Raw genomic sequence first — 18,844 nt, 5'->3', positions numbered from 1 at the left:
CCAAAGAGGGAGGTGGACATGCGCGTTCGTTTCCGTAGCACCCGTGCAGCGACGGTCGCTTTGACGACCTTGCTATTGTGCAGCGCGGCCCCGCCCGCACTGGCGCAGGACGCGGACGTCGCCAGCGATATCCGACGGCTGGAGGCCATGATCCGCGCGCAACAGACGCGCATCGACGCGCAACAGGCGGAGATCGAGGCGCTGCGCAAGAGACTGTCGAACGAGGAAATGGCCCTGTATCGCGCGATGGGCCTGCCCAGCGGCAATCGCTTCTCGTCGATCCAGAATACCCCCGCCCCACCGCCATCGGCCGGACAGGACGTACCGATGCCCGACACACCCGTCGGCGAACAACGCGAGGTCGAACCCGATACCCGAATCCAGGCGGCTGCCGTGCCGCAGGAACAGGGCGTTCTGACGCCGCGCGGTCGGCTCGTCTTCGACCCCACGCTCGAATATACCCAGTCCGCGACCGACCGGCTGGTGTTCCGGGGCTTCGAACTGATCCCCGGCATCCAGGTCGGCCTGATCGAGGCGAGCAAGGCGCGACGCGACACCTTCGTCAGCACGCTTTCGGCGCGCTACGGGCTGACATCGCGCCTCGAATTCGAAGTCCGGGTGCCGTTCGTCCATCGTTACGACCGGATCGAGGTGGCGCAGCAGCGCGACGAAGGGATTGTGCGGTCGATCAGCCTGGATGGTGACGATATCGGCGATGTCGAATTCGGCGCCCGGTATCAGCTCAATCGCCAACGGGGCCAGAACCCGATCTTTATCGCCGGCCTGCGGGTAAAGAGCGACACCGGGCTGGGGCCATTCTCGATCGACTATGACGAATTCGGCGTGGCGACCAGTCTGGCGACCGGATCGGGATTCTGGGGAATCCAGCCGTCGATCAACATGCTGCTGCCGTCCGATCCGGTCGTGATCTTCGGCAGTGCGGGCTACCTCGCCCACCTGCCGCGGGACGTGAACCGCCTTGTCGGCGGCGCGCCGATCGGCCGGGTCGACCCTGGCGACGCGGTCAGCGGCAGCCTGGGCTTCGGCTTCGCGCTCAACCCGCGGTTTTCCTATTCGATGGGGTATCGCCACAGCTATATTTTTGCGACGAAGACGGAGATTGCGGGATCGATCGAACGGTCCCGCCCCTTGCAGGTCGGATCGCTGACCCTGGGCATGTCCTATCGGCTGAACCCCAAATCGGCGCTCAACGTCGCGTTCGAAGTCGGCGTTACCCAGGATGCGCCCGACATCGGCATCACCGTCCGCGCGCCTTACGCATTCTGAGCATCGTCCGCGCACATGAATAGCCCGCGGACTCAGGGGGGTGAATCCGCGGGCGCCCGGGCACTCTTCCGATTTAGGGCAGCGTCGATAGCGCCGCCTGGTCGATCGCGTCGTTGATTCCCGCCAGCCGCATCGCATCGCCGATCGCGGTTCCGAATGCCGAATAGCCAGCCACGTCCAGCGTGATATCGGCCTCCTGACGGATATTGGTGTTGCTGGCGGTGTTGATGACCATATTCTGCAATCCGCCATCGGTGCGGTGGACCAATGCGGTGCGATTGTCGTTGGCCAGATACACGCTTTGATCGCCGACGCGCATGGTGATGCCGTTCCCCGACAGCACGCCGTCGCGCAATTGTTCGGCCGTCGCCTGGCTGATCGCCGCCGACGCCCATTCCTCGCGCGTCATGCCTTCCGGGCGCCAACTAACGGTGGTCCTGAGCACCAGTTCGCCTTCGAGAAAGGTTCGAAATTCGGCACCCAGCGACACCGTCATGCCGTTCATCGTGAATCCGCCGCGCTGTTCGGCAAGCAGCGTTTCGTCGAGCGCCTCGAGCGCCGCGAGGTCCAGCTCACCGCCGTCCGAAGGCGCCGGCCCGCCGTTCGCGGTGAGCATCAGCCCCACCGGTACGACCAACAGGGACAGAAATGCGGATCGCATGACACCACTCCTCAATTCACCGTTCCGACACGCACATCGAGCAGCATCGTCGGCGATAGCTGGTAATCGGGCGGCAGATAGGTCGTCAGGTCGCCGATCCCGAACTGGTTCGCCGCCTCGTCGCCCAAGGGCGCCCGCGCCCAGGGATTCCAGTCGGTGGCCAGATTGTAGACGGGGCGTTCCCGGACCGGCCCGGACAGGATCGCCAGCACGATTCCGTTCCAGTACCGCTCGAAATCCTTGGCATCGTATTTGACGATGCCCAGCATCGGATCGCCGGTCATCACCTGACCATCCTGCATGCCCTTGATCACCACGAAATGCTTGAACCCTTCCAGGTCCATCAACACGATCACCGGTCGTCGCAGTTTCGACAGCTGCTCCATCGTCAGCTTGAATCCTTCGGCGCGATATCCTTCCGCATTCAGGAAAGACCGCATATCGGCGAGCGAAAATCCGACCTTCTTGATCGCTTCGCGGTCGCCGACCCGCCACATCGCGGCAAAACTCTGCCGTTCGTCCATCGGGTGATGGTAATGATAGTTCAGCAGGGTCGCGAGCGCCGCCGATCCGCAGCTGAAATCATATTGCTGGCGCACCACCGATCGAAACGGGATTTGCCACCAGCTCATCACATAGGTTTCGGAATTGCCGCCCGCATCCGGCCCCAGCCGGACCTGCGCGAACGCTGGCGTCGCCAATGCGACGCAAACCGCAGCGCAGCCCGACAGCGCGCGCATTCCGCGCCTGGCACAGCTATCCATCCTGCATCCCCCCGATCAGTCGGAGACGTTCACCGTCAGGATCATCGCGGTTTGCAGATTGTTCTGCGCGCCGGTGTTGATGGTGAAATTTCCGACGCCTGCGAAATTGGCAAAGGCATCGTCGTTGAAGCTGATATCGCCCGCGACGTAATCGCCGCCGATGACATTGCCCGACGTAATCGCCTTCAGCGTCTGATTGTTGATGATGATCGTCTGCCCGCCCCGCGTTTCCGCCAATTCGGCTGCGGATAGCAGTATCGGCAGCGCGTCCGTCGTCACCGGCGCTTGCGCACCCGTCTGGACCTCTTGCGCGACCGCTGGCGTCGCAAGGACGAGCAGCGGTCCGGCCAGCCCGGTCAGCAACCGTTTCATGTCATCCCACTCCCGTCATACGCTTGGAAAAATGGGGTCGGACCGCGAACGATCCGACCCGCTGGGGAAAGCGTCAGTCGCCGCCGTCGCCGCCGCCGCCTGCACCGCCGGACACGCCGAAATTGACCGTGCCTTGGGCCGCGATGTTGGTTGCCGCCTGGGTGTTGGCATTCAGCCCGGTATTCCATGCATTGTTCGAAATGCCGGCAAACGCCGCGAAGGCGTTGTCGTTGATGGAATTGTTGCCGCTGTTGTAGCCGACTGGGGTTTCGGACCCGTCTTCACCATCGAAATCTGCGACTTCGTCCAGATATTGGTTGGTGTTGATCGCGGTCAGCACCTGGGTCGCCACGACATTGGTGTCAGCGCTGCTGTAGCTTTTCGACAGGCTCCAGCTGGACGTCGAGCTTGAGCTGTAGCTATCGGGTGCATTGTCGATCAGGAAAAAATCGAGGACATCATTCACCTGAATATTGTCATCGCTGTTCGTGTCGATATTGGTTGCACCACCGGTCGTTTGTGCCAGCGCAGGGCCGGCCATCAGCAGGCCGACCGCAGTCGCGCCAGCCAGGAATACGGATTTCACACGCATCGTCTTCTCCTGTTCGCTGAGCCGTCGCATCGCGTTCGGTGCGAGCCGGCTTAACCCCCCTCAAAACGGAGGCAGGACAAGGGATAGACCTGATCGTCAGGGACGACGTGCGCGCGGGCAACCATCCGATGGGTAAATCACCGGAGAAGCATTTGTCGAAACGCAAATGCGATGCATGCGGTATCGCTTTGCCCGCGACAGCCTCAGGGCAGCGGCTGGGCCACCACTTCGTTCGGCGCATAGACCGGCTGACCGGGACTCGGCGCGAGCCGTTTGTCGGCGGTAACGAATGCGAACCGCTCGCTTTCATACTGATCGGGCGAAACCGTCAGCGTCGGCGGCGGGGGCGGCGGTCCGGCATCCTGCGGCATCCGCTGGTCGGTCACCAGCACCCGCCCGCCCATCGCGGTCAGCGAAAACAGCCGCTTGGCGAACGCGTTGGGCATCCGAATGCACCCATGCGACGCGGGATAGCCGGGCAGGTCGCCCCCGTGCAGCGCGATCCCGTCCCAGGTCAGCCGCTGCATGAACGGCATGGGCGCGTTCGAATAGAGATTCGACCGATGAAACTCGCGCTTTTGCAGGATTTCGAACAGACCGAGCGGCGTCGCCTTGCCCTTCTTGCCGGTCGATACCGTCGTCGCGCCGATCATCCGCCCGTCGCGAAAGATATAGGCCATTTGCGCGGGCACGGAGATCACCATCTCCACCTCGCCGCCCTCGGTCGCGGCAAGCGCGCGATCGTCCCAGCCGAACTGGCCGTTTTTCAGATCGACCGCGCGCGGATCGTCGGCGATCCGCACCATCTGCGCGCTCGCCATCGGCGCCGACATCAGGGCGGCGGAAACCAGAAACGCGGCAGCGAAAGGCCGGATCGAACCCACGGCGACTCCCCTTTGGCAAACAGGCTATCGTCCCGATATTGCACGCCCAACGCCTGAAAAGGCAAATCGGTGCCGTCATTGTCCCGATCCGGGAATGCCACATATCGGCCATGATTGCGCGGCGAACCGCGCCGGGCATGCGGTCGCCTGCGGATCGGAATTGGCTTGCGTTACCGACCGCTAACCCAATTCATGCTATAGATGGACGCATGGTAGAGAGCGTTGGGGAACAAAGAGCCCGGTTGGCGAGCGAATCGCATTCCCGCCGGGCATTCGTCAAAACCGCATTGGTCGCCGGTGGTGCGCTGGCCATTCCGGGATGCGTCAGCGCGCCCGGCGGGCCGCCGCAGACCGCTACGGTCGCACCGCCGCCGCCCGAGCCGACGCCCGTTCCGGCCCAGGCAAAGCGGGTTCACGCGACTCCGCCCGGCGTGCGGCACGAACTGTTCCAGCGCGCCATCGCCTCGCTCGAACGGCATGATCGCCGCTTGCGCTATCATGACCGGATCGCGCTCGCCGACTTCACGCCCTTTTCGGCCAAGCCGCGTTTTCAGCTGATCGACCTGCACGCCGGCACGGTGCGCAACATGCTCGTCACCCACGGCATCGGATCGGACCGCGAGCATTCGGGGTTCCTCAAAAGCTTTTCCAACGTCCCCAATTCGGAAGCGACGTCGGAGGGTGCCTATGCCACCGCCAATTATTATTACGGCCAGCACGACCATTCGCAGCGGCTGCTGGGGCTCGATCACACCAACAACAATGCACTCGACCGCGCGATCGTGATCCACGCCGCCTGGTATGCCAATGCCGACATGATTCAGAAGCACGGCATGATCGGCCGCAGCCAGGGATGTTTCGCGGTCGGTCAAAGCGAGCTGGCGGGCCTGTTCGCATGGCTGGGCGAAGGCCGGTTGCTTTACGCCGGGCGGGTCTAAGGGCGGGTTTCGGCTTACCCCCGTTCTTTTTTCCAATCCGGTCGCCACCCCACCCCGTTCGTTTCGAGCGAAGTCGAGAAACGTGCCGCAAGCATCGGCATCGCGTTTCCCGACTTCGCTCGAAACGAACGGCCAAGGAACCGGAACGCAATCCGCCTTTCAGTAGCGCCCCCGCCAATTCGCGCTTAAGTCTTCGTCCATGACCGCGAAGCCATTTCACTCGATCCATACCCACGGCCTGGTCCGTGTCGGCGCGTGCACGCCGATGGGCAGCGTCGGCGACCCCGCCGCCAACGCCGACGCCGCGATCGCGCTGGCCCGGCAGGGGCATGAAGCGGGGGCGGACCTGCTGGTGTTCCCCGAACTCAATCTCACCAGCTATGCGATCGACGACCTGCACGTGCAGGACACGATCCTGGAGGCGACCGAAGCCGCGCTGGCAACGCTGGTCGAAGCGAGCGCGAAGCTGTCCCCCGTGCTGTGCGTCGGCGCCGCGCTCCGGCGAAACAGCCGTATCTACAATTGCGCGGTCTCGGTGCATCGCGGGCGCATCCTGGGCGTGATCCCCAAGATTTTCCTCCCCAATTACCGCGAATATTATGAAAAGCGCTGGTTCGCATCCGGCATGGGGCTGACCGGACTCGACATAAGCGTCGCGGGCCAGGTCGCGCCATTCGGCACCGACCTGATCTTCGCGGCAGAGGATTTTCCCGACTTCGTCTTCCACATGGAGGTCTGCGAGGATTTCTGGGCACCCACGCCGCCCTCCACCGCGGCGGCGCTGGCGGGTGCGGTGATCCTGACCAATTTGTCGGCGTCGAACATCGTCATCGGCAAGGCGCGCGAACGCGCGATGCTCTGCGCGGCGCAATCGTCCCGGGCGAGCGCCGCCTATGTCTATTCGGCGACGGGTCCCGGAGAGAGCACGACCGACGTGTCGTGGGACGGTCAGGGCATGATCTATGAACTGGGTGACGAACTCGCCCAGTCCGAACGCTTCGACCTCGCGACCGAAATCGTGCTGGCCGATGTCGATGTCGCGCGCATCCGGCTGGAACGCGCGCGCATGGGGACGTTCAACGACGCGGCGCGCGCATCGGGCGATCCCGAGACGCGCTTCCGCCGCATCGGCTTCGCGCACGGCAGCGCGCACCGCGACCTCGGCCTGATCCGGCCGCTGCGCCGCTATCCGTTCGTGCCGAACACCGAACATGCGCTCGACGAGGACTGCTACGAAGCCTTCAACATCCAGGTCGAGGCGCTGCGCAAGCGGCTGAGCGCCACCGGCACCAAAAGGCTGGTGATCGGCGTGTCCGGCGGTCTCGATTCGACCCATGCGCTGCTGGTCGCGGCCAAGGCGTTCGACCGCATGGGCCGCCCGCGCACCGACCTATTGGGGTTCACCATGCCCGGCTTCGCAACCAGCGACGCGACCAAGGCCCAGGCGTGGGATCTGATGAACGCGCTTGGCATCACTGGTGCGGAAATCGACATCACCCCGGCTGCGCGCCAGATGCTGGGCGACATGGACCACCCCTTCGCCAGCGGCGAGCCGGTCCATGACGTGACGTTCGAAAATGTCCAGGCGGGGCTGCGCACCGATTATCTGTTCCGCCTCGCCAACCAGCGCGAAGGGATGGTGCTGGGCACCGGCGACTTGTCCGAACTCGCGCTTGGCTGGTGCACCTACGGCGTCGGCGACCAGATGAGCCATTACGCGGTCAATGCGGGCGTGCCCAAGACTCTGATCCAGCACCTGATCCGCTGGGAAGTCCGCACCGGCCAGTACGATACCGCGACCGCCAAGGTGCTGGAGCGCACTCTGGCGACCGAAATCTCGCCCGAACTGGTGCCGCCGGGCGCAGATGGCGCGATCCAGAACACCGAGTCGATCATCGGCCCCTATGCGCTGCACGACTTCTTCCTCCACCACATCGCGCGCGGCGGACAGAAACCGTCAAAGGTCGCATTTCTGGCGATGCACGCCTGGGGCGACGCGGCGCGCGGAGAATGGCCCGAAGGGATGCCGGAGGACGCACGCGGCGCCTATGACCTGCCGACCATCGCCCATTGGCTGGCAACGTTCCTCGACCGCTTCTTCCGCACCAGCCAGTTCAAACGCTCGGCGATCCCCAACGGCCCGAAAGTATCCGGCGGCGGCGCGCTCAGCCCCCGAGGCGACTGGCGCGCGCCATCGGACGGCACGTCGCGTCCGTGGCTGGAAGAATTGCGCGCGGGACTGCCGCCAGGAACGATGGACAACGGTATATTATAAAACTTCTCCGTTCTCACTGAGCTTGTCGAAGTGCTGTCTTTCTTGAACGAAGAAGGACAGTGCTTCGACAGGCTAAGCACGAACGGGGTGAATAAAAATCCGCAGCCTCAATAAGTCCGCTGCTTGCCGAACTCGGTATCGAGCGCCGATACCAGCTTCGACGCCGCATCGCGCGTCGCCGCGCCGACATCGCGACCGGTGGCCGACACCGTAACCGGCTTCCCGTTGTTGGGCCGCGCTTCGACATTGGCGCGAATGTCGTCATTCCCGCCGCGCGGGCCGTTCTGGTCGGTAACGTGCACCTCGACCCGGCTCAACCGATCGGAAAAGCGCGACAGGCGCTCACCGAAAAGGGTTTCCACTTCGGACGCGACGCCATCATGGCCGTCGATCCGGTTATCGCTGTTGAAGATGATCTGCATTTCCGGTCAACGAGCCGCCCCGCCCGCCGTTCCACTGCCGCATCAAATTCCGGTCGGCAACCGTCCCTTGTTCCGACCCGCATCGACGCTGAACGCGCCGGGACCTGCAAACACGAAATAGAGAAAGACGAAGCAATAGAGGATCGCTGCATCCCCGCCATTGTTGATCGGCCAGAAGCTCTGCGGCGCGTGCGCGATGAAATAGGCCGCCGCCATCGTTCCCGATGCCAGAAACGCCGCCTGGCGCGTGAACAGCCCCAGCGCGATGAGCGCGCCCGTCACCAGTTCGATCAGACCGGCATAGGCCCCCGGATTGTCGAGCGCCAACCCGCTGCCCGCACGCTCGCCGCCGGGAAAGGACAGGAATTTCTGCGTGCCGTGCGCTAGGAACAGCAACCCCGACATGATCCGAAGAAGGCCATGTGCTGCGGGTGCATATCCGCCAAGCCGCGTCAAATTCATGCGATCCCCCCTTCTTGTGATGGGCTGGCCGCGCAACCTAGCGGCTGGGACATTCTGCACAACCCTGCGTCTACGGCGCAAAGACCGGACGCAAACGAGGGGCGCTGCGTCCGATCCCTGGTGCGACTTAATAGCCGCGCTGAGGCGCCGCTGACCAAGTGAATGATCCGGTCGCCGACCCGCCGCAAGCGCCTTGCGGTCGCGAGCAGCGCTGATCGGATCAACCGTCCGTCGCATCTTGCCAGCGCGTCCCCGCCCTCCCAAGATCAGCGCGAATTGGGGAGAGATACGCAATGACAGGACCATTGGCGGGGCTGCGCGTCGTCGAATTCGCAAGCATCGGCCCCGCCCCGTTCGGCGCGATGCTGCTGTCCGATCTGGGCGCCGACGTGCTCAGGATCGACCGCGCGGACGCACCGTGGCCGCAAATGCCGATCGTATCACGCGGACGATCCGGGCTGACCCTCGACCTCAAAAGCGATGATGGCCGCGCGCGAGCGATGGCGGCGATGGATGCCGCGGATGTCGCGATCGAAGGGCTGCGACCCGGCGTGATGGAGCGGCTCGGCCTCGGTCCCGATACCGCCTGCGCGCGAAACGAGCGGCTGATCTATGCTCGGATGACGGGTTGGGGACAGGACGGTCCCCGCGCGCAACAGGCCGGACACGACATCAACTATATCGGCCTGACCGGCCTGCTTTCGATGCTAAATCCGGCGGGCGAAGCGCCCCGCCCGCCGCTCAACTTGCTCGGTGATTATGCCGCGGGGTCGCTCTATCTGGTGATCGGTATTCTCGCCGCGCTCGCCGAACGCAACCGGTCGGGCAAGGGTCAGGTGGTGGACGCCGCCATCGTCGATGGCAGCGTATCGCTGATGGCGCCCATCCTCGGTATGATTGCGGGCGGTTTCATGCCCAGCGACCCGAGCAAGGGCATATTGGCGGGCAATGCGCCCTATTACCGCAGCTATCTGTGCGCCGACGGTCTCGCGATCGCGGTTGGCCCGCTGGAGCCGCAGTTCAGGCGCGCGCTGACGGAGGCCATGGGCCTCGCGCCCGACGCATTGAACGGCGATCCGGTCGCGGCGGCGCACATGCTGGCTGCACAATTCGCGACCCAGCCGCGCGATCACTGGCTGGCGAAACTCGATCCCGTCGATGCGTGCGCGACGCCGGTGCATGGCTGGCAGGAAGCGCGAAGCGAACCGCATCTGGTCGCGCGTGGGGTATTCGGCGGTGACGGGCCTGTCCCCGATCCCGCAGTCGCACCCCGCTTCTCGCGCACACCCGGCGCGGCGCAGCCCAGCGGCGACGGCGCCGCGCTGCTCGATCGCTGGATCGGGTCGTCAGGATAACGGTGGTGCGGGCGGTGGGAATCGAACCCACACTCCTTGCGGAACCGGATTTTGAGTCCGGCGCGTCTACCAATTCCACCACGCCCGCATTCGCGCCCGAAAGCGCGAGGCGATGGCTGCTAACCGATCGGTGCGGCCATCGCAAGTCGCTGCGTCAGCCGAATACCGCTTGATGTTCGTTGCCGCGCGGATCGGCGCCGTAGCGATTTTCGCCGGGCGTGCCGGGCAACAGCGTGAATACCAGCAGGACCAGCCCGCCGATCACCGGGACAAAGGCCAGAAGAATGAACCAACCCGAGCGTTCCTGATCGTGAAGCCGCCTGATCAGCACCGCAAGCGACGGGATGATAAGCGCGAGCCAGATGCCCACGAACAGCAGGCCGACCAGACCGAACACCGCCCCCGGCTCCCCGTCCGGTCCGCTCGACGCAAACGAAACGATCAGAAGCACCGTATAAGTTAGCACCACGCCTAGGTTGAAGAGCCAATATTCCTTGCGGCGCGACCGGCCGGAGAAGTCGGCGTATCGCCTCAGCGGCATCCACATATATTCCATGGCGTCCCCTCCCGATTATTCTCAATTCACCGGCGCGCGCCGCCGATAGCTGAGCGCCTCGGCGACATGCACGCGCGTCACCGTGTCGCTGGCCGCAAGATCGGCGATGGTGCGCGCGACGCGCAGCACACGGGTATAGCCGCGCGCGGTCAGGCGCATCGCGGCGGCGGCCTCCGCCAGCAGTTTCTTGCCCGCATCGTCGGGTTGCGCCGCATCCAGCGCATCGCCGTCCGCCTCGGCATTGGTTCGCGCCGGAACGTCGGCGTAGCGCGCGGTCTGGCGCGCGCGGGCGGCGGCGACGCGCCCGGCAACAGTGGCACTGTCCTCGCCGGTCGAAGGCAGGATCAGGTCGGCGGCGCTGACCGGTTCGACTTCTATGTGCAGGTCGATGCGATCGAGCAGCGGTCCCGACACCTTGGCCTGATAGTCCGCCGCACATCGTGGCGCGCGGCTGCACGCGAGCGCGGGGTCGCCCAGATGGCCGCAACGACACGGATTCATCGCCGCGATCAACTGGACCCGCGCGGGAAAGGTCACATGCGCGTTGGCGCGTGCGACGCTGACCGTGCCGGTCTCCAGCGGTTGTCGAAGCGAATCGAGCACCGGGCGCTGAAATTCGGGCAACTCGTCGAGGAACAGCACCCCCAGATGCGCTAGGCTGACTTCGCCAGGCTTCACCTTCAGCCCGCCGCCCACCAGCGCCGCCATCGACGCGGAGTGGTGCGGGCTACGATAGGGGCGGGTCCGCGTCAGCCGCCCGTCGGCGAGCGTGCCCGCGACCGAGGCGACCATCGACGCCTCCAGCGCTTCTGCTGCATCGAGCGGCGGCAGGATGCCGGGCAGGCACGACGCCAGCAGCGACTTCCCCGCGCCGGGTGGTCCCACCATCAACAGGTTGTGACCGCCCGCAGCCGCGATCTCGAGTGCGCGGCGTGCGGTCTCCTGACCCTTCACCTGGCTGAGACAAGGCCCGTGTGCCGCGGCTTCCGCTTCGCCGGGGCGCGGGGCGGGCAGCAATTGATGCCCTTTGAAATGGTTCATTAGCGCGATCAGGTCGGGCGCGGCCAGCACCTCGACATCGCCTGCCCAGCTTGCCTCCGGCCCTTGTGCGGCGGGACAGACCAGCCCCCTCTCCGTCTCCGATGCCAGCAATGCCGCGAGCAACACGCCCGGCGATGCGGCGATCCGGCCATCGAGGCTGAGTTCGCCCACGACGACATAACCGCTCAGCGTTTCCGCATCGACGATCCCCATCGCGCCGAGCAGCCCGAGCGCGATCGGCAGATCGTAATGCGATCCTTCCTTGGGCAGATCGGCGGGCGACAGGTTCACGGTAATCCGCTTGGGCGGCAGCGCCAGCCCGATCGCGGCGATGGCGGCGCGCACCCGCTCGCGGCTTTCGGCCACCGCCTTGTCGGGCAGCCCGACCACGACGAAGGCGGGAACGCCGGGCGCGACCTGCACCTGGACCTCAACGTTGCGCGCTTCCAGCCCGAGATAGGCGGCCGTCGCCACGGTCGCGACCATCGATGTCCCCCAAAAACCCCAATTGGCGACGCAGCTTAGCGGCTTTTCGCGTCCAGGGAACCGTTCATCGCGTCCAGCACTTGTTCACCTGAGACCTGCCATCAACTGGAATGACATGACGCAGAACGAACGCCCGCCGATCCGCCGCATGGCCGAACTCGTCACCGGGTTCGTACTGATCGCGCTGTCCCCGATCATCGGCGTCATTCCGGGTCCAGGCGGCATTTTCGTGTTCGCCGCGGGTCTGTGGCTGGTGCTGCGCAATTCATGCAAGGCGCGGCGGATGTTCGTGCGGCACAAGCGCCGCTGGCCGCGAGTCGAGGCGTTCGTGGACAAAGCCTTGCAGCGCAAGAGCGCGATGCGGCGGCGTGCGGCTGAAAAGGCGCGCTCGAAAACCCAGGTTGCTCAACCCGCACGTTGACTTGGACGACGGGTTCGCATAAGCGCACCCCTCACATGGCCGCCGCTTATGGCGGCCTTTTGGTTTTACGAATACCTTTAGGGAATGACCGATGAAGCGGACCTTTCAGCCGAGCAACCTGGTGCGCGCACGCCGTCACGGCTTCCGCTCGCGCATGGCGACTCCGGGCGGCCGCAACGTGATCCGGGCGCGCCGCGCCCGCGGTCGCAAGAAGCTGTCGGCCTGATCCAGTTGACGCGGCGGGGGGATTTCCTCGCCGCCAACAGCGGACGGCGGGCACCGATGCCCGGCTTCGTCCTGCTGGTCCGCGAGCGCGCGGACGATTCGCCGACGATGCGAATCGGTTACACGGTTTCCAAGAAAGTGGGCAACGCGGTGACGCGCAACCGGATGAAGCGCCGGTTGCGCGAACTCGCGCGCGAGTTGTTGCCGGTCGAAGGCGTGCCGGGCGCGGATCATGTGCTGATCGGACGCGCCAGTGGTGTCGAGCGGGACTTCGCGGAACTGCGAAACGAGTTGTCCAAAGCGCTGAAAAAGGTGCGGCGGTGATTTGGGCGTTCAGTCACGCTACTTTCTCCTCCGTCACCCCGGCCGTAGTGCCGGGGTCCACCGGGCAGCATGGTTTTCGGCTAGCAGCACAGACGCGGCGCAAGCGGCGTAGTGGACCCCGGCACTACGGCCGGGGTGACGGTTATTGTGTGGCAACCCCATGATCGCAAAGCTCCTCATCCTTATCGCACGCGGGTGGCAGCTCGGCCCCTCAGTCATCCTGCCGCCGTCGTGCCGCTATTCGCCGTCCTGTTCGGCCTATGCAATCGAGGCACTTCGCCGCTATGGGGCTGTCAAAGGCGGCTGGCTCGCGCTTCGGCGGATCGGGCGCTGTCATCCCTGGGGCGGATCGGGCCACGATCCGGTGCCGTAAAGGCACGCACGAATTTTCGAGGTTAGTCGGTGAAAGAAGACCAGAAGAATTTCCTGATCTTCGCGGTGATTGCCGCGATCATCCTGTTCGCCTGGGAGCCGATCGTCGGTCGCTTCTTCCCGACGCCGCCACCGCCGGTGACGATCGAGGCGGGGGAAAAGACTGCGCAGGCCGATCCGCGCGCGGTCACCAGCCCGGACACGCCTGCGACAATGCGAGACCGCGCGATGATATTGGCGGAGACTCCGCGCGTCGCAATCGAAACTCCACGCGTGCGTGGTTCGCTTAATCTACGTGGCGCGCGGATCGACGATCTGGTGCTGTTGCGCCATGCGGAAACGATCGCCGAAGACAGCAATCCTATCCGCTTGCTGTCTCCCTCGGGGGCGGAGAACGCATATTTTGCCAGCTTTGGGTGGTCGGGTGATGGATTGTCCGCCCCCGGCCCCGACACTGTTTGGACCGCAAATGGCGACCGGCTGACGCCAGAAACGCCCATCACGTTAAGCACGACAAGCAACGGTCGCGCATTCCGGATGCAGATTTCTGTCGACGATGGTTATATGTTCACCGTTCGTCAAATCGCGGCGAATACCGGTAGTCAGGCCGTAAGCGCCGCGCCGTTTGCATACCTGAATCGCCATAAGGATTCAGCCGATCCCAGTACCTTCACAATCCACTCCGGTCCGGTGGCGTCTTACGGCGGCACTGTAGACTATGGATATGATTACGATGACATCGACAAGTCGCAAGCCAATTTCGCAAGTCGTGGTGGCTGGGTTGGGTTCACCGATATCTACTGGCTGGCTGCATTGGTGCCAGACCAAGGATCGAACGTTGACCTGCGGTTTCGTCCAACAGGCAACGGAAATTACCAAGCCCTTTATCAGTCTGATAATCCCCGTGTGCTGCAACCAGGACAGGCACTGATTTCGACTTCACGCTTTTTTGCCGGTGCGAAGGAAGTCGATCTGCTTGATCGATACGAGGCAGAAGGCATCCCTCTATTTGGAAATGCCATCGATTGGGGTTGGTTCGGACCCGTCGAAAAGCCGATTTTCCACTATCTCGACTGGCTGTTCCGTCTGGTCGGCAATTTCGGTCTCGCGATCATCCTGCTGACCTTCACCATCCGCCTGATCATGTTCCCGATCGCGCAGAAGCAGTTCGCGTCCTTTGCCTCGATGCGGGCGATCCAGCCGAAGATGAAGGCGCTTCAGGAACGCTACAAGGAAGACAAGCCACGTCTCCAGCAGGAGATGATGAAGCTGTACAAGGACGAGAAGGTCAATCCGCTCGCGGGCTGCCTGCCGACCTTGCTTCAGATTCCGATCTTCTATGCGCTGTACAAGGTGCTGATGCTGACCATCGAAATGCGGCATCAGCCGTTCGTTCTGTGGATTCAGGATCTGTCCGCGCCCGATCCGCTGACCCCGCTCAACCTGTTCGGCCTGCTCCCGTTTACCCCGCCCAGCTTCCTGCACATCGGCGTATTCCCGATCATGCTGGGCATTTCGATGTGGGCGCAGTTCAAGCTGAACCCCGCGCCGATGGACGAAATCCAGAAACAGGTGTTCGCGCTGATGCCGTGGGTGCTGATGTTCGTGATGGCGCCGTTCGCGGTTGGCTTGCAGGTCTACTGGATCACCAGCAACCTGCTCACCATCGCGCAGCAAAAGTGGCTCTATTCGCGGCATCCCGCGCTCAAGGCCGCCGAAGCGAAGCCGAAATGAGCGGTTTCGACGAAGAAGCGATCGAGTCCGCGCGAAAGACCTTCGCCGGGCCGATCGCCTTTCTGAAATCGGCGCCCAGCCTGCAATTCATCCCCGATGCGGATGTGCCCGAAGTGGCATTCGCTGGCCGGTCGAACGTCGGCAAATCGTCGCTGCTCAACGCGCTCACGGGTCGCAACGGCCTAGCACGCACGTCGAACACGCCCGGTCGCACACAGGAGCTGAACTTTTTCGACGTGGGCGAGCCGATCAACTTCCGGCTGGTCGACATGCCCGGCTATGGCTTTGCGAAGGCGCCCAAGGACATCGTCAAGAAATGGCGTTTCCTGGTGAACGACTATCTGCGCGGGCGTCAGGCGCTGAAGCGCACGCTGGTGCTGATCGACAGCCGCCACGGCATCAAGGACGTCGATCGCGAGATCATGGACATGCTCGACAAGGCCGCCGTCAGCTACCGCCTGGTCCTGACCAAGGCCGACAAGATCAAGGCGAGCGAGCTGGAAGCGGTCGCGCAGTCCACGGCCGACGAAGCCCGCAAACGCCCCGCCGCGCACCCCGACATCCTTCAGACGTCGAGCGAAAAGGGCATGGGCATCGCCGAACTGCGCGCTGCGGTGATCGAGGCGATCGGTTAGCCTCCCACCGCCGCGCGTCCTTACGTCGTTGGGGACGCAACCGGGCTCGGCATCGTCGAAGGTGCCAGCGGATCGAACCCGTCAGGCAAGTTTTCGCCGACCGGAGAAGGCAGGATTCGCCCGACCGCCTCTGCGCTTGCGACCAGCGCAGGATCGGCAACCATCGCCGCGCGGAACCCGGCCATGATCTTGGCTTCCCTGGTGTGCTGCACCTGATGGTTCGGCTGCAACTGCCGCAGCGCCCAGGGACGGGTCGTCTCGTTCGCCAGCGCGCGCGTCACCAATGCGCGTCCCGACGCCACATCGCCCTGACAGGCATAAAGCTGATAGGCGGGCGCCGGCATCGCATCGCGCGTGGCGACGATCCGCCGGGCAAGAGCCGCCACGTCCGCCTGCGGATCGGCAGCGAGCATTGCACAGGCAAGGTTGGCGCTGACCCCGGCAATCGCCGACAGGTTGATCTGCGACCCCATCGGCTCGACCGTTCTGAACCAGCGATCCGCCACCTGCACTGCTTCTGCCGCGTTTCCGGCTTCGCTGTGGATCGAGACCAGATTGGCGTCGATATTCAGCTTCTGGATATTGGCGGTCGGCCCGGTGGCGCGCGCCAGGCTGTTCTCCATCAGCGTTACCGCCTCCGCGGGCCGCCCGGTCGACAGCAAGGCCCGCGCCACGGGCGCCACCAGCAGTTCCGCACTCTCCGGCAGCGGCCCGTCCCCGTTCAACCGGTCATGGAACAGATCAATCACGTCCTGATACGCCTGAGCCTCGTTCAGCACGCGGGCATAGCTGTTGGCGGCCACCATCGACTGCGTCGCCTGCCAATCGCTCCGCAACGATTCGAGATAAAGCCTGTGCTGGCGCGACAGGTCGGGCTCCGCCCATTTCGACATGGCAGGCCAGATCGTTTCATAGCGCCGGTCGATGTAAAGCAGGCGAAACTCGCTGCCGCCGATCTCGCCGAAATGACGGGAGGCGATTTCGGGTTGCCCCTTGGCGATGCTTGCGCGGACGAGTGCCATTGCCGCACTGCTCCGCAAATCGGCGGTGCTCCAGACATAGCCGATCTCGGCAAACCGCGCGTACAGCCGGTCCCGCCGGTCCGTATCGCCGATATCGGTCAGATTGCCCATCAGCGCGTTGAGTTCATATTCGGGATACGCAACCACGTCCGTCGGCGCCTGTTCGATCGCGGACGACAAAAGATCGGCGGCACGTGTCGGTGCACCGGAAAATGTATAGAAATGCGCCGCCATCAACTTTGGGCGGGGGTCGTCGGGGAGAAGCCGTATCGCCTCTTCATAGGCGCGACCCGCGGCGGCATCGTCATGACCCTCACGAAACCCCGCACGCAGCATCTGAACCATCCCGCGCAAACGCGTGGGTCGGGGCAGGTCGAGCAGCACCGAATCGAGTTGCGATCGAACTTCAGCCAGTTCGGCCTCCGACGTCGATTCCCCGAACGTGCTTGCTCGGCTTATCGTGGCGATGATCTCGTCCAGCGTCGAGCGCTCGTCCGGTTCGGCCACATCATGAAACGGGGTTTGCGCCACGGCCGTCGGTGCGGCGGTGATCGCAGTGACGGCTACGGCAAGCGCAATTCCGTTCGTTATCAATCGCATGAAAATCCCCCTTGGCCGAAAGCTGCCAGTGCGGGGGCGCGCTGTCCACCCCGACATGGCTCGGACAGCCACCGTTACGGCGTAAGCAGCGCCACTCCCGCGAACCCCAGCGCCGCGACCGACGCGACCATCGCCACCGCCATCAGCGCCCCGTCCCTGACCAACAGCGCCAGTCCGAACGCCGCGATCGCCGCCATTGGCGCGGTGCTGGCAAACGGGATCAGTTCCAGCGGCGGGACGGTTGCGCACAGCAATATGCACATGCCCGCCGCGATGCGGTCGAACGGCGGGCCGGTCAGCCATTTCAGCCGACCGTGGAACCATCGATCCATCCACCTGCCGATACCGGCCAGCGTGTCGGCGGCCTTGACCACCTTGTCGCCCTTCACGTGGCGGCGTTCCAGAAACCCCGGCAGCCAGATATGATTGCGTCCGAACAGGATTTGCGCCGCCGACAGCGCGATGATGATCGCGAGCAAGGTGGGCACCGCGGGGATGCCGCCGATCGGCGACACCTCGATCAGCGCGGGCACCAACAGGAACGGCCCGACGCTGCGCTTGCCGAACGCTTCGACCGCTTCGCCCAGTTCGACGGGATCGCGGTGCGCGTTCTCACCCATGTCGCGGAGACGGTTCAGGATTTCGCTTACGCTGTGAGGATCGCCCGCCATCATTCCGCAAACGAAATGGAGCGACGACGGTTCCTCGCGCTCGACAGCCGCACGCCTGCGCGGCTATCCCCTCCCCCATGCTAAAGCTCATCATCGGCAACAAGGCCTATTCCTCCTGGTCGCTGCGCGGCTGGCTCGCGGCGAAGCGATCGGGACTGAAGTTCGAAGAGGTCGTCGTCCCCTTGTACGACGCCGAATGGGACAAGCGCCGCGAAGGCGACGAATTCGCGCCCGGCGGCGGCAAGGTGCCGATCCTGTGGGACGGCGATGTCGTCGTGTGGGACAGCCTGGCGATTATCGAATATCTGAACGAAAAGTCCGGCGGCGACAAATTCTGGCCCGCCGACGAAGGCGCGCGCGCAATGGCGCGGTCGATGGCCGCCGAAATGCATTCGGGATTCGCCGCGCTGCGCCGCAAATGCCCGATGAATATCCGCCAAGTGTATGAGCCCAGACGCCCCGACGAGGACGTCATGGCCGACATCCAGCGGATCATGGAAATCTGGGCGCAAGCGCGCGCGCGCTATGGCGGCGGTGGCGACTTCCTGTTCGGCGAATTCGGCGCGGCGGACATCATGTATGCGCCGGTCGTCACCCGGTTGGTCACCTATTCGCTGCCGGTCGCGCGTTTTGCGCCCGGCTACATGCAGGCAGTGCTCGCGCATCCGTTCATGCAGGACTGGATCGCCTCGGCGCAGGAAGAGGAATGGGTGCTCGAACAATATGAACAGACGGCGGATTAGGA

23 protein-coding genes and 1 tRNA gene are annotated in these 18,844 nt (G+C 64.3%); 11 read left to right on the top strand and 13 right to left on the bottom strand.

Going from position 1 to position 18,844, the window contains the following annotated elements; all coding sequences use genetic code 11:
* The first annotated feature begins 18 nt into the window (after positions 1-18).
* Positions 19-1,287 carry a transporter gene (locus tag ACX0GZ_RS10030; protein ID WP_458815953.1) on the top strand — a complete coding sequence of 423 codons (1,269 nt, stop codon included), beginning with the start codon at positions 19-21 and terminating at the stop codon, positions 1,285-1,287.
* Between the two features lie 73 nt (positions 1,288-1,360).
* Here ACX0GZ_RS10030 and ACX0GZ_RS10025 read toward each other — a convergent pair whose 3' ends face one another.
* The 6 genes from ACX0GZ_RS10025 to ACX0GZ_RS10000 form a co-directional block, all read right to left on the bottom strand.
* The gene (locus ACX0GZ_RS10025) at positions 1,361-1,948 is read right to left on the bottom strand and encodes a hypothetical protein (protein WP_458815951.1); all 588 of its coding nucleotides are present in this window, start codon (positions 1,946-1,948) and stop codon (positions 1,361-1,363) included.
* An 11-nt stretch (positions 1,949-1,959) separates the two neighbouring features.
* Entirely contained in the window at positions 1,960-2,712 is a 753-nt protein-coding gene (locus ACX0GZ_RS10020) for a C39 family peptidase (protein ID WP_458815949.1), read from the bottom strand.
* A 15-nt stretch (positions 2,713-2,727) separates the two neighbouring features.
* Positions 2,728-3,084 (bottom strand): hypothetical protein, encoded by a 357-nt coding sequence (locus ACX0GZ_RS10015; protein ID WP_458815947.1) that lies wholly within the window; start codon positions 3,082-3,084, stop codon positions 2,728-2,730.
* Between the two features lie 73 nt (positions 3,085-3,157).
* Complete coding sequence (locus ACX0GZ_RS10010; protein ID WP_458815945.1) at positions 3,158-3,706, bottom strand: hypothetical protein; 549 nt, start codon at positions 3,704-3,706, stop codon at positions 3,158-3,160.
* 173 nt (positions 3,707-3,879) lie between these two features.
* Positions 3,880-4,509, bottom strand: coding sequence for a L,D-transpeptidase family protein (locus ACX0GZ_RS10005; protein ID WP_458815943.1), 630 nt, complete (start codon positions 4,507-4,509; stop codon positions 3,880-3,882).
* Positions 4,509-4,661 (bottom strand): hypothetical protein, encoded by a 153-nt coding sequence (locus ACX0GZ_RS10000; protein WP_458815941.1) that lies wholly within the window; start codon positions 4,659-4,661, stop codon positions 4,509-4,511. Before ACX0GZ_RS10000 ends, ACX0GZ_RS10005 begins: the two co-directional genes overlap by 1 nt.
* A gap of 141 nt (positions 4,662-4,802) precedes the next feature.
* On the opposite strand from ACX0GZ_RS10000, the gene ACX0GZ_RS09995 reads away from it, so the two are divergent.
* Both ACX0GZ_RS09995 and ACX0GZ_RS09990 read left to right on the top strand, forming a co-directional pair.
* Positions 4,803-5,498, top strand: coding sequence for a murein L,D-transpeptidase catalytic domain family protein (locus ACX0GZ_RS09995; RefSeq protein WP_458815939.1), 696 nt, complete (start codon positions 4,803-4,805; stop codon positions 5,496-5,498).
* A gap of 199 nt (positions 5,499-5,697) precedes the next feature.
* Positions 5,698-7,773, top strand: coding sequence for an NAD(+) synthase (locus tag ACX0GZ_RS09990; protein ID WP_458815937.1), 2,076 nt, complete (start codon positions 5,698-5,700; stop codon positions 7,771-7,773).
* Positions 7,774-7,880: 107 nt separating this feature from the next.
* Here the strand turns inward: ACX0GZ_RS09990 and ACX0GZ_RS09985 are convergent, their stop codons facing one another.
* Together ACX0GZ_RS09985 and ACX0GZ_RS09980 are read right to left on the bottom strand one after the other, a co-directional pair.
* Complete coding sequence (locus ACX0GZ_RS09985) at positions 7,881-8,195, bottom strand: HPF/RaiA family ribosome-associated protein (RefSeq protein ID WP_458815935.1); 315 nt, start codon at positions 8,193-8,195, stop codon at positions 7,881-7,883.
* A 42-nt stretch (positions 8,196-8,237) separates the two neighbouring features.
* On the bottom strand, positions 8,238-8,657 hold the full coding sequence (locus ACX0GZ_RS09980; protein WP_458815933.1) for a DoxX family protein: 420 nt from the start codon (positions 8,655-8,657) through the stop codon (positions 8,238-8,240).
* A gap of 293 nt (positions 8,658-8,950) precedes the next feature.
* Here ACX0GZ_RS09980 and ACX0GZ_RS09975 point away from each other — a divergent pair, with 293 nt between their 5' ends.
* Entirely contained in the window at positions 8,951-10,012 is a 1,062-nt protein-coding gene (locus tag ACX0GZ_RS09975) for a CaiB/BaiF CoA transferase family protein (RefSeq protein ID WP_458815931.1), read from the top strand.
* Positions 10,013-10,015: 3 nt separating this feature from the next.
* On the opposite strand, the gene ACX0GZ_RS09970 is transcribed toward ACX0GZ_RS09975, so the two are convergent.
* From ACX0GZ_RS09970 to ACX0GZ_RS09960, 3 genes are all read right to left on the bottom strand, one after another.
* Positions 10,016-10,100: transfer RNA gene (locus tag ACX0GZ_RS09970), tRNA-Leu, on the bottom strand.
* A gap of 66 nt (positions 10,101-10,166) precedes the next feature.
* Positions 10,167-10,559 (bottom strand): DUF805 domain-containing protein, encoded by a 393-nt coding sequence (locus tag ACX0GZ_RS09965; protein ID WP_458815929.1) that lies wholly within the window; start codon positions 10,557-10,559, stop codon positions 10,167-10,169.
* A gap of 30 nt (positions 10,560-10,589) precedes the next feature.
* The gene (locus tag ACX0GZ_RS09960; RefSeq protein ID WP_458815927.1) at positions 10,590-12,095 is read right to left on the bottom strand and encodes a YifB family Mg chelatase-like AAA ATPase; all 1,506 of its coding nucleotides are present in this window, start codon (positions 12,093-12,095) and stop codon (positions 10,590-10,592) included.
* Positions 12,096-12,210: 115 nt separating this feature from the next.
* On the opposite strand from ACX0GZ_RS09960, the gene ACX0GZ_RS09955 reads away from it, so the two are divergent.
* From ACX0GZ_RS09955 to yihA, 6 genes are all read left to right on the top strand, one after another.
* Positions 12,211-12,516 carry a hypothetical protein gene (locus ACX0GZ_RS09955; protein ID WP_458815925.1) on the top strand — a complete coding sequence of 102 codons (306 nt, stop codon included), beginning with the start codon at positions 12,211-12,213 and terminating at the stop codon, positions 12,514-12,516.
* A 91-nt stretch (positions 12,517-12,607) separates the two neighbouring features.
* Entirely contained in the window at positions 12,608-12,742 is a 135-nt protein-coding gene (gene rpmH, locus ACX0GZ_RS09950) for a 50S ribosomal protein L34 (RefSeq protein ID WP_055760664.1), read from the top strand.
* A 5-nt stretch (positions 12,743-12,747) separates the two neighbouring features.
* A complete protein-coding gene (rnpA, locus tag ACX0GZ_RS09945; protein ID WP_458815923.1) occupies positions 12,748-13,065 on the top strand; it encodes a ribonuclease P protein component in 318 nt (105 codons plus the stop codon).
* A 160-nt stretch (positions 13,066-13,225) separates the two neighbouring features.
* Positions 13,226-13,438, top strand: coding sequence for a membrane protein insertion efficiency factor YidD (yidD, locus tag ACX0GZ_RS09940; RefSeq protein WP_458815921.1), 213 nt, complete (start codon positions 13,226-13,228; stop codon positions 13,436-13,438).
* 29 nt (positions 13,439-13,467) lie between these two features.
* Positions 13,468-15,171 (top strand): membrane protein insertase YidC, encoded by a 1,704-nt coding sequence (gene yidC, locus ACX0GZ_RS09935; protein WP_458815919.1) that lies wholly within the window; start codon positions 13,468-13,470, stop codon positions 15,169-15,171.
* Positions 15,168-15,806 (top strand): ribosome biogenesis GTP-binding protein YihA/YsxC, encoded by a 639-nt coding sequence (gene yihA / locus ACX0GZ_RS09930; RefSeq protein WP_458815917.1) that lies wholly within the window; start codon positions 15,168-15,170, stop codon positions 15,804-15,806. Before yidC ends, yihA begins: the two co-directional genes overlap by 4 nt.
* A gap of 20 nt (positions 15,807-15,826) precedes the next feature.
* Here yihA and ACX0GZ_RS09925 read toward each other — a convergent pair whose 3' ends face one another.
* Both ACX0GZ_RS09925 and ACX0GZ_RS09920 read right to left on the bottom strand, forming a co-directional pair.
* Positions 15,827-17,428: a tetratricopeptide repeat protein gene (locus ACX0GZ_RS09925; protein WP_458815915.1), complete on the bottom strand. Its 1,602-nt coding sequence runs from the start codon at positions 17,426-17,428 to the stop codon at positions 15,827-15,829.
* Between the two features lie 74 nt (positions 17,429-17,502).
* A complete protein-coding gene (locus tag ACX0GZ_RS09920; protein WP_458815913.1) occupies positions 17,503-18,099 on the bottom strand; it encodes an exopolysaccharide biosynthesis protein in 597 nt (198 codons plus the stop codon).
* 77 nt (positions 18,100-18,176) lie between these two features.
* On the opposite strand from ACX0GZ_RS09920, the gene ACX0GZ_RS09915 reads away from it, so the two are divergent.
* A complete protein-coding gene (locus ACX0GZ_RS09915) occupies positions 18,177-18,842 on the top strand; it encodes a glutathione S-transferase family protein (RefSeq protein ID WP_458815911.1) in 666 nt (221 codons plus the stop codon).
* The last annotated feature ends 2 nt before the right edge of the window (positions 18,843-18,844 follow it).

It is taken from the genome of Sphingomonas aestuarii (assembly GCF_054457155.1).
Note: the sequence above shows the minus strand (reverse complement) of the source record. Positions and strands in the feature narration are given on the sequence as shown.

What these genes read in the sequence shown, in the direction of transcription:
- ACX0GZ_RS10030 (WP_458815953.1), top strand. Translation starts at nt 19, where the DNA reads ATGCGCGTTCGTTTCCGTAGCACCCGTGCAGCGACGGTCGCTTTGACG.
- ACX0GZ_RS10025 (WP_458815951.1), bottom strand. Translation starts at nt 1,948, where the DNA reads ATGCGATCCGCATTTCTGTCCCTGTTGGTCGTACCGGTGGGGCTGATG.
- ACX0GZ_RS10020 (WP_458815949.1), bottom strand. Translation starts at nt 2,712, where the DNA reads ATGGATAGCTGTGCCAGGCGCGGAATGCGCGCGCTGTCGGGCTGCGCT.
- ACX0GZ_RS10015 (WP_458815947.1), bottom strand. Translation starts at nt 3,084, where the DNA reads ATGAAACGGTTGCTGACCGGGCTGGCCGGACCGCTGCTCGTCCTTGCG.
- ACX0GZ_RS10010 (WP_458815945.1), bottom strand. Translation starts at nt 3,706, where the DNA reads ATGCGACGGCTCAGCGAACAGGAGAAGACGATGCGTGTGAAATCCGTA.
- ACX0GZ_RS10005 (WP_458815943.1), bottom strand. Translation starts at nt 4,509, where the DNA reads ATGTCGGCGCCGATGGCGAGCGCGCAGATGGTGCGGATCGCCGACGAT.
- ACX0GZ_RS09990 (WP_458815937.1), top strand. Translation starts at nt 5,698, where the DNA reads ATGACCGCGAAGCCATTTCACTCGATCCATACCCACGGCCTGGTCCGT.
- ACX0GZ_RS09985 (WP_458815935.1), bottom strand. Translation starts at nt 8,195, where the DNA reads ATGCAGATCATCTTCAACAGCGATAACCGGATCGACGGCCATGATGGC.
- ACX0GZ_RS09980 (WP_458815933.1), bottom strand. Translation starts at nt 8,657, where the DNA reads ATGAATTTGACGCGGCTTGGCGGATATGCACCCGCAGCACATGGCCTT.
- ACX0GZ_RS09975 (WP_458815931.1), top strand. Translation starts at nt 8,951, where the DNA reads ATGACAGGACCATTGGCGGGGCTGCGCGTCGTCGAATTCGCAAGCATC.
- ACX0GZ_RS09965 (WP_458815929.1), bottom strand. Translation starts at nt 10,559, where the DNA reads ATGTGGATGCCGCTGAGGCGATACGCCGACTTCTCCGGCCGGTCGCGC.
- ACX0GZ_RS09960 (WP_458815927.1), bottom strand. Translation starts at nt 12,095, where the DNA reads ATGGTCGCGACCGTGGCGACGGCCGCCTATCTCGGGCTGGAAGCGCGC.
- ACX0GZ_RS09955 (WP_458815925.1), top strand. Translation starts at nt 12,211, where the DNA reads ATGACGCAGAACGAACGCCCGCCGATCCGCCGCATGGCCGAACTCGTC.
- rpmH (WP_055760664.1), top strand. Translation starts at nt 12,608, where the DNA reads ATGAAGCGGACCTTTCAGCCGAGCAACCTGGTGCGCGCACGCCGTCAC.
- yidD (WP_458815921.1), top strand. Translation starts at nt 13,226, where the DNA reads ATGATCGCAAAGCTCCTCATCCTTATCGCACGCGGGTGGCAGCTCGGC.
- yihA (WP_458815917.1), top strand. Translation starts at nt 15,168, where the DNA reads ATGAGCGGTTTCGACGAAGAAGCGATCGAGTCCGCGCGAAAGACCTTC.
- ACX0GZ_RS09925 (WP_458815915.1), bottom strand. Translation starts at nt 17,428, where the DNA reads ATGCGATTGATAACGAACGGAATTGCGCTTGCCGTAGCCGTCACTGCG.
- ACX0GZ_RS09920 (WP_458815913.1), bottom strand. Translation starts at nt 18,099, where the DNA reads ATGGCGGGCGATCCTCACAGCGTAAGCGAAATCCTGAACCGTCTCCGC.
- ACX0GZ_RS09915 (WP_458815911.1), top strand. Translation starts at nt 18,177, where the DNA reads ATGCTAAAGCTCATCATCGGCAACAAGGCCTATTCCTCCTGGTCGCTG.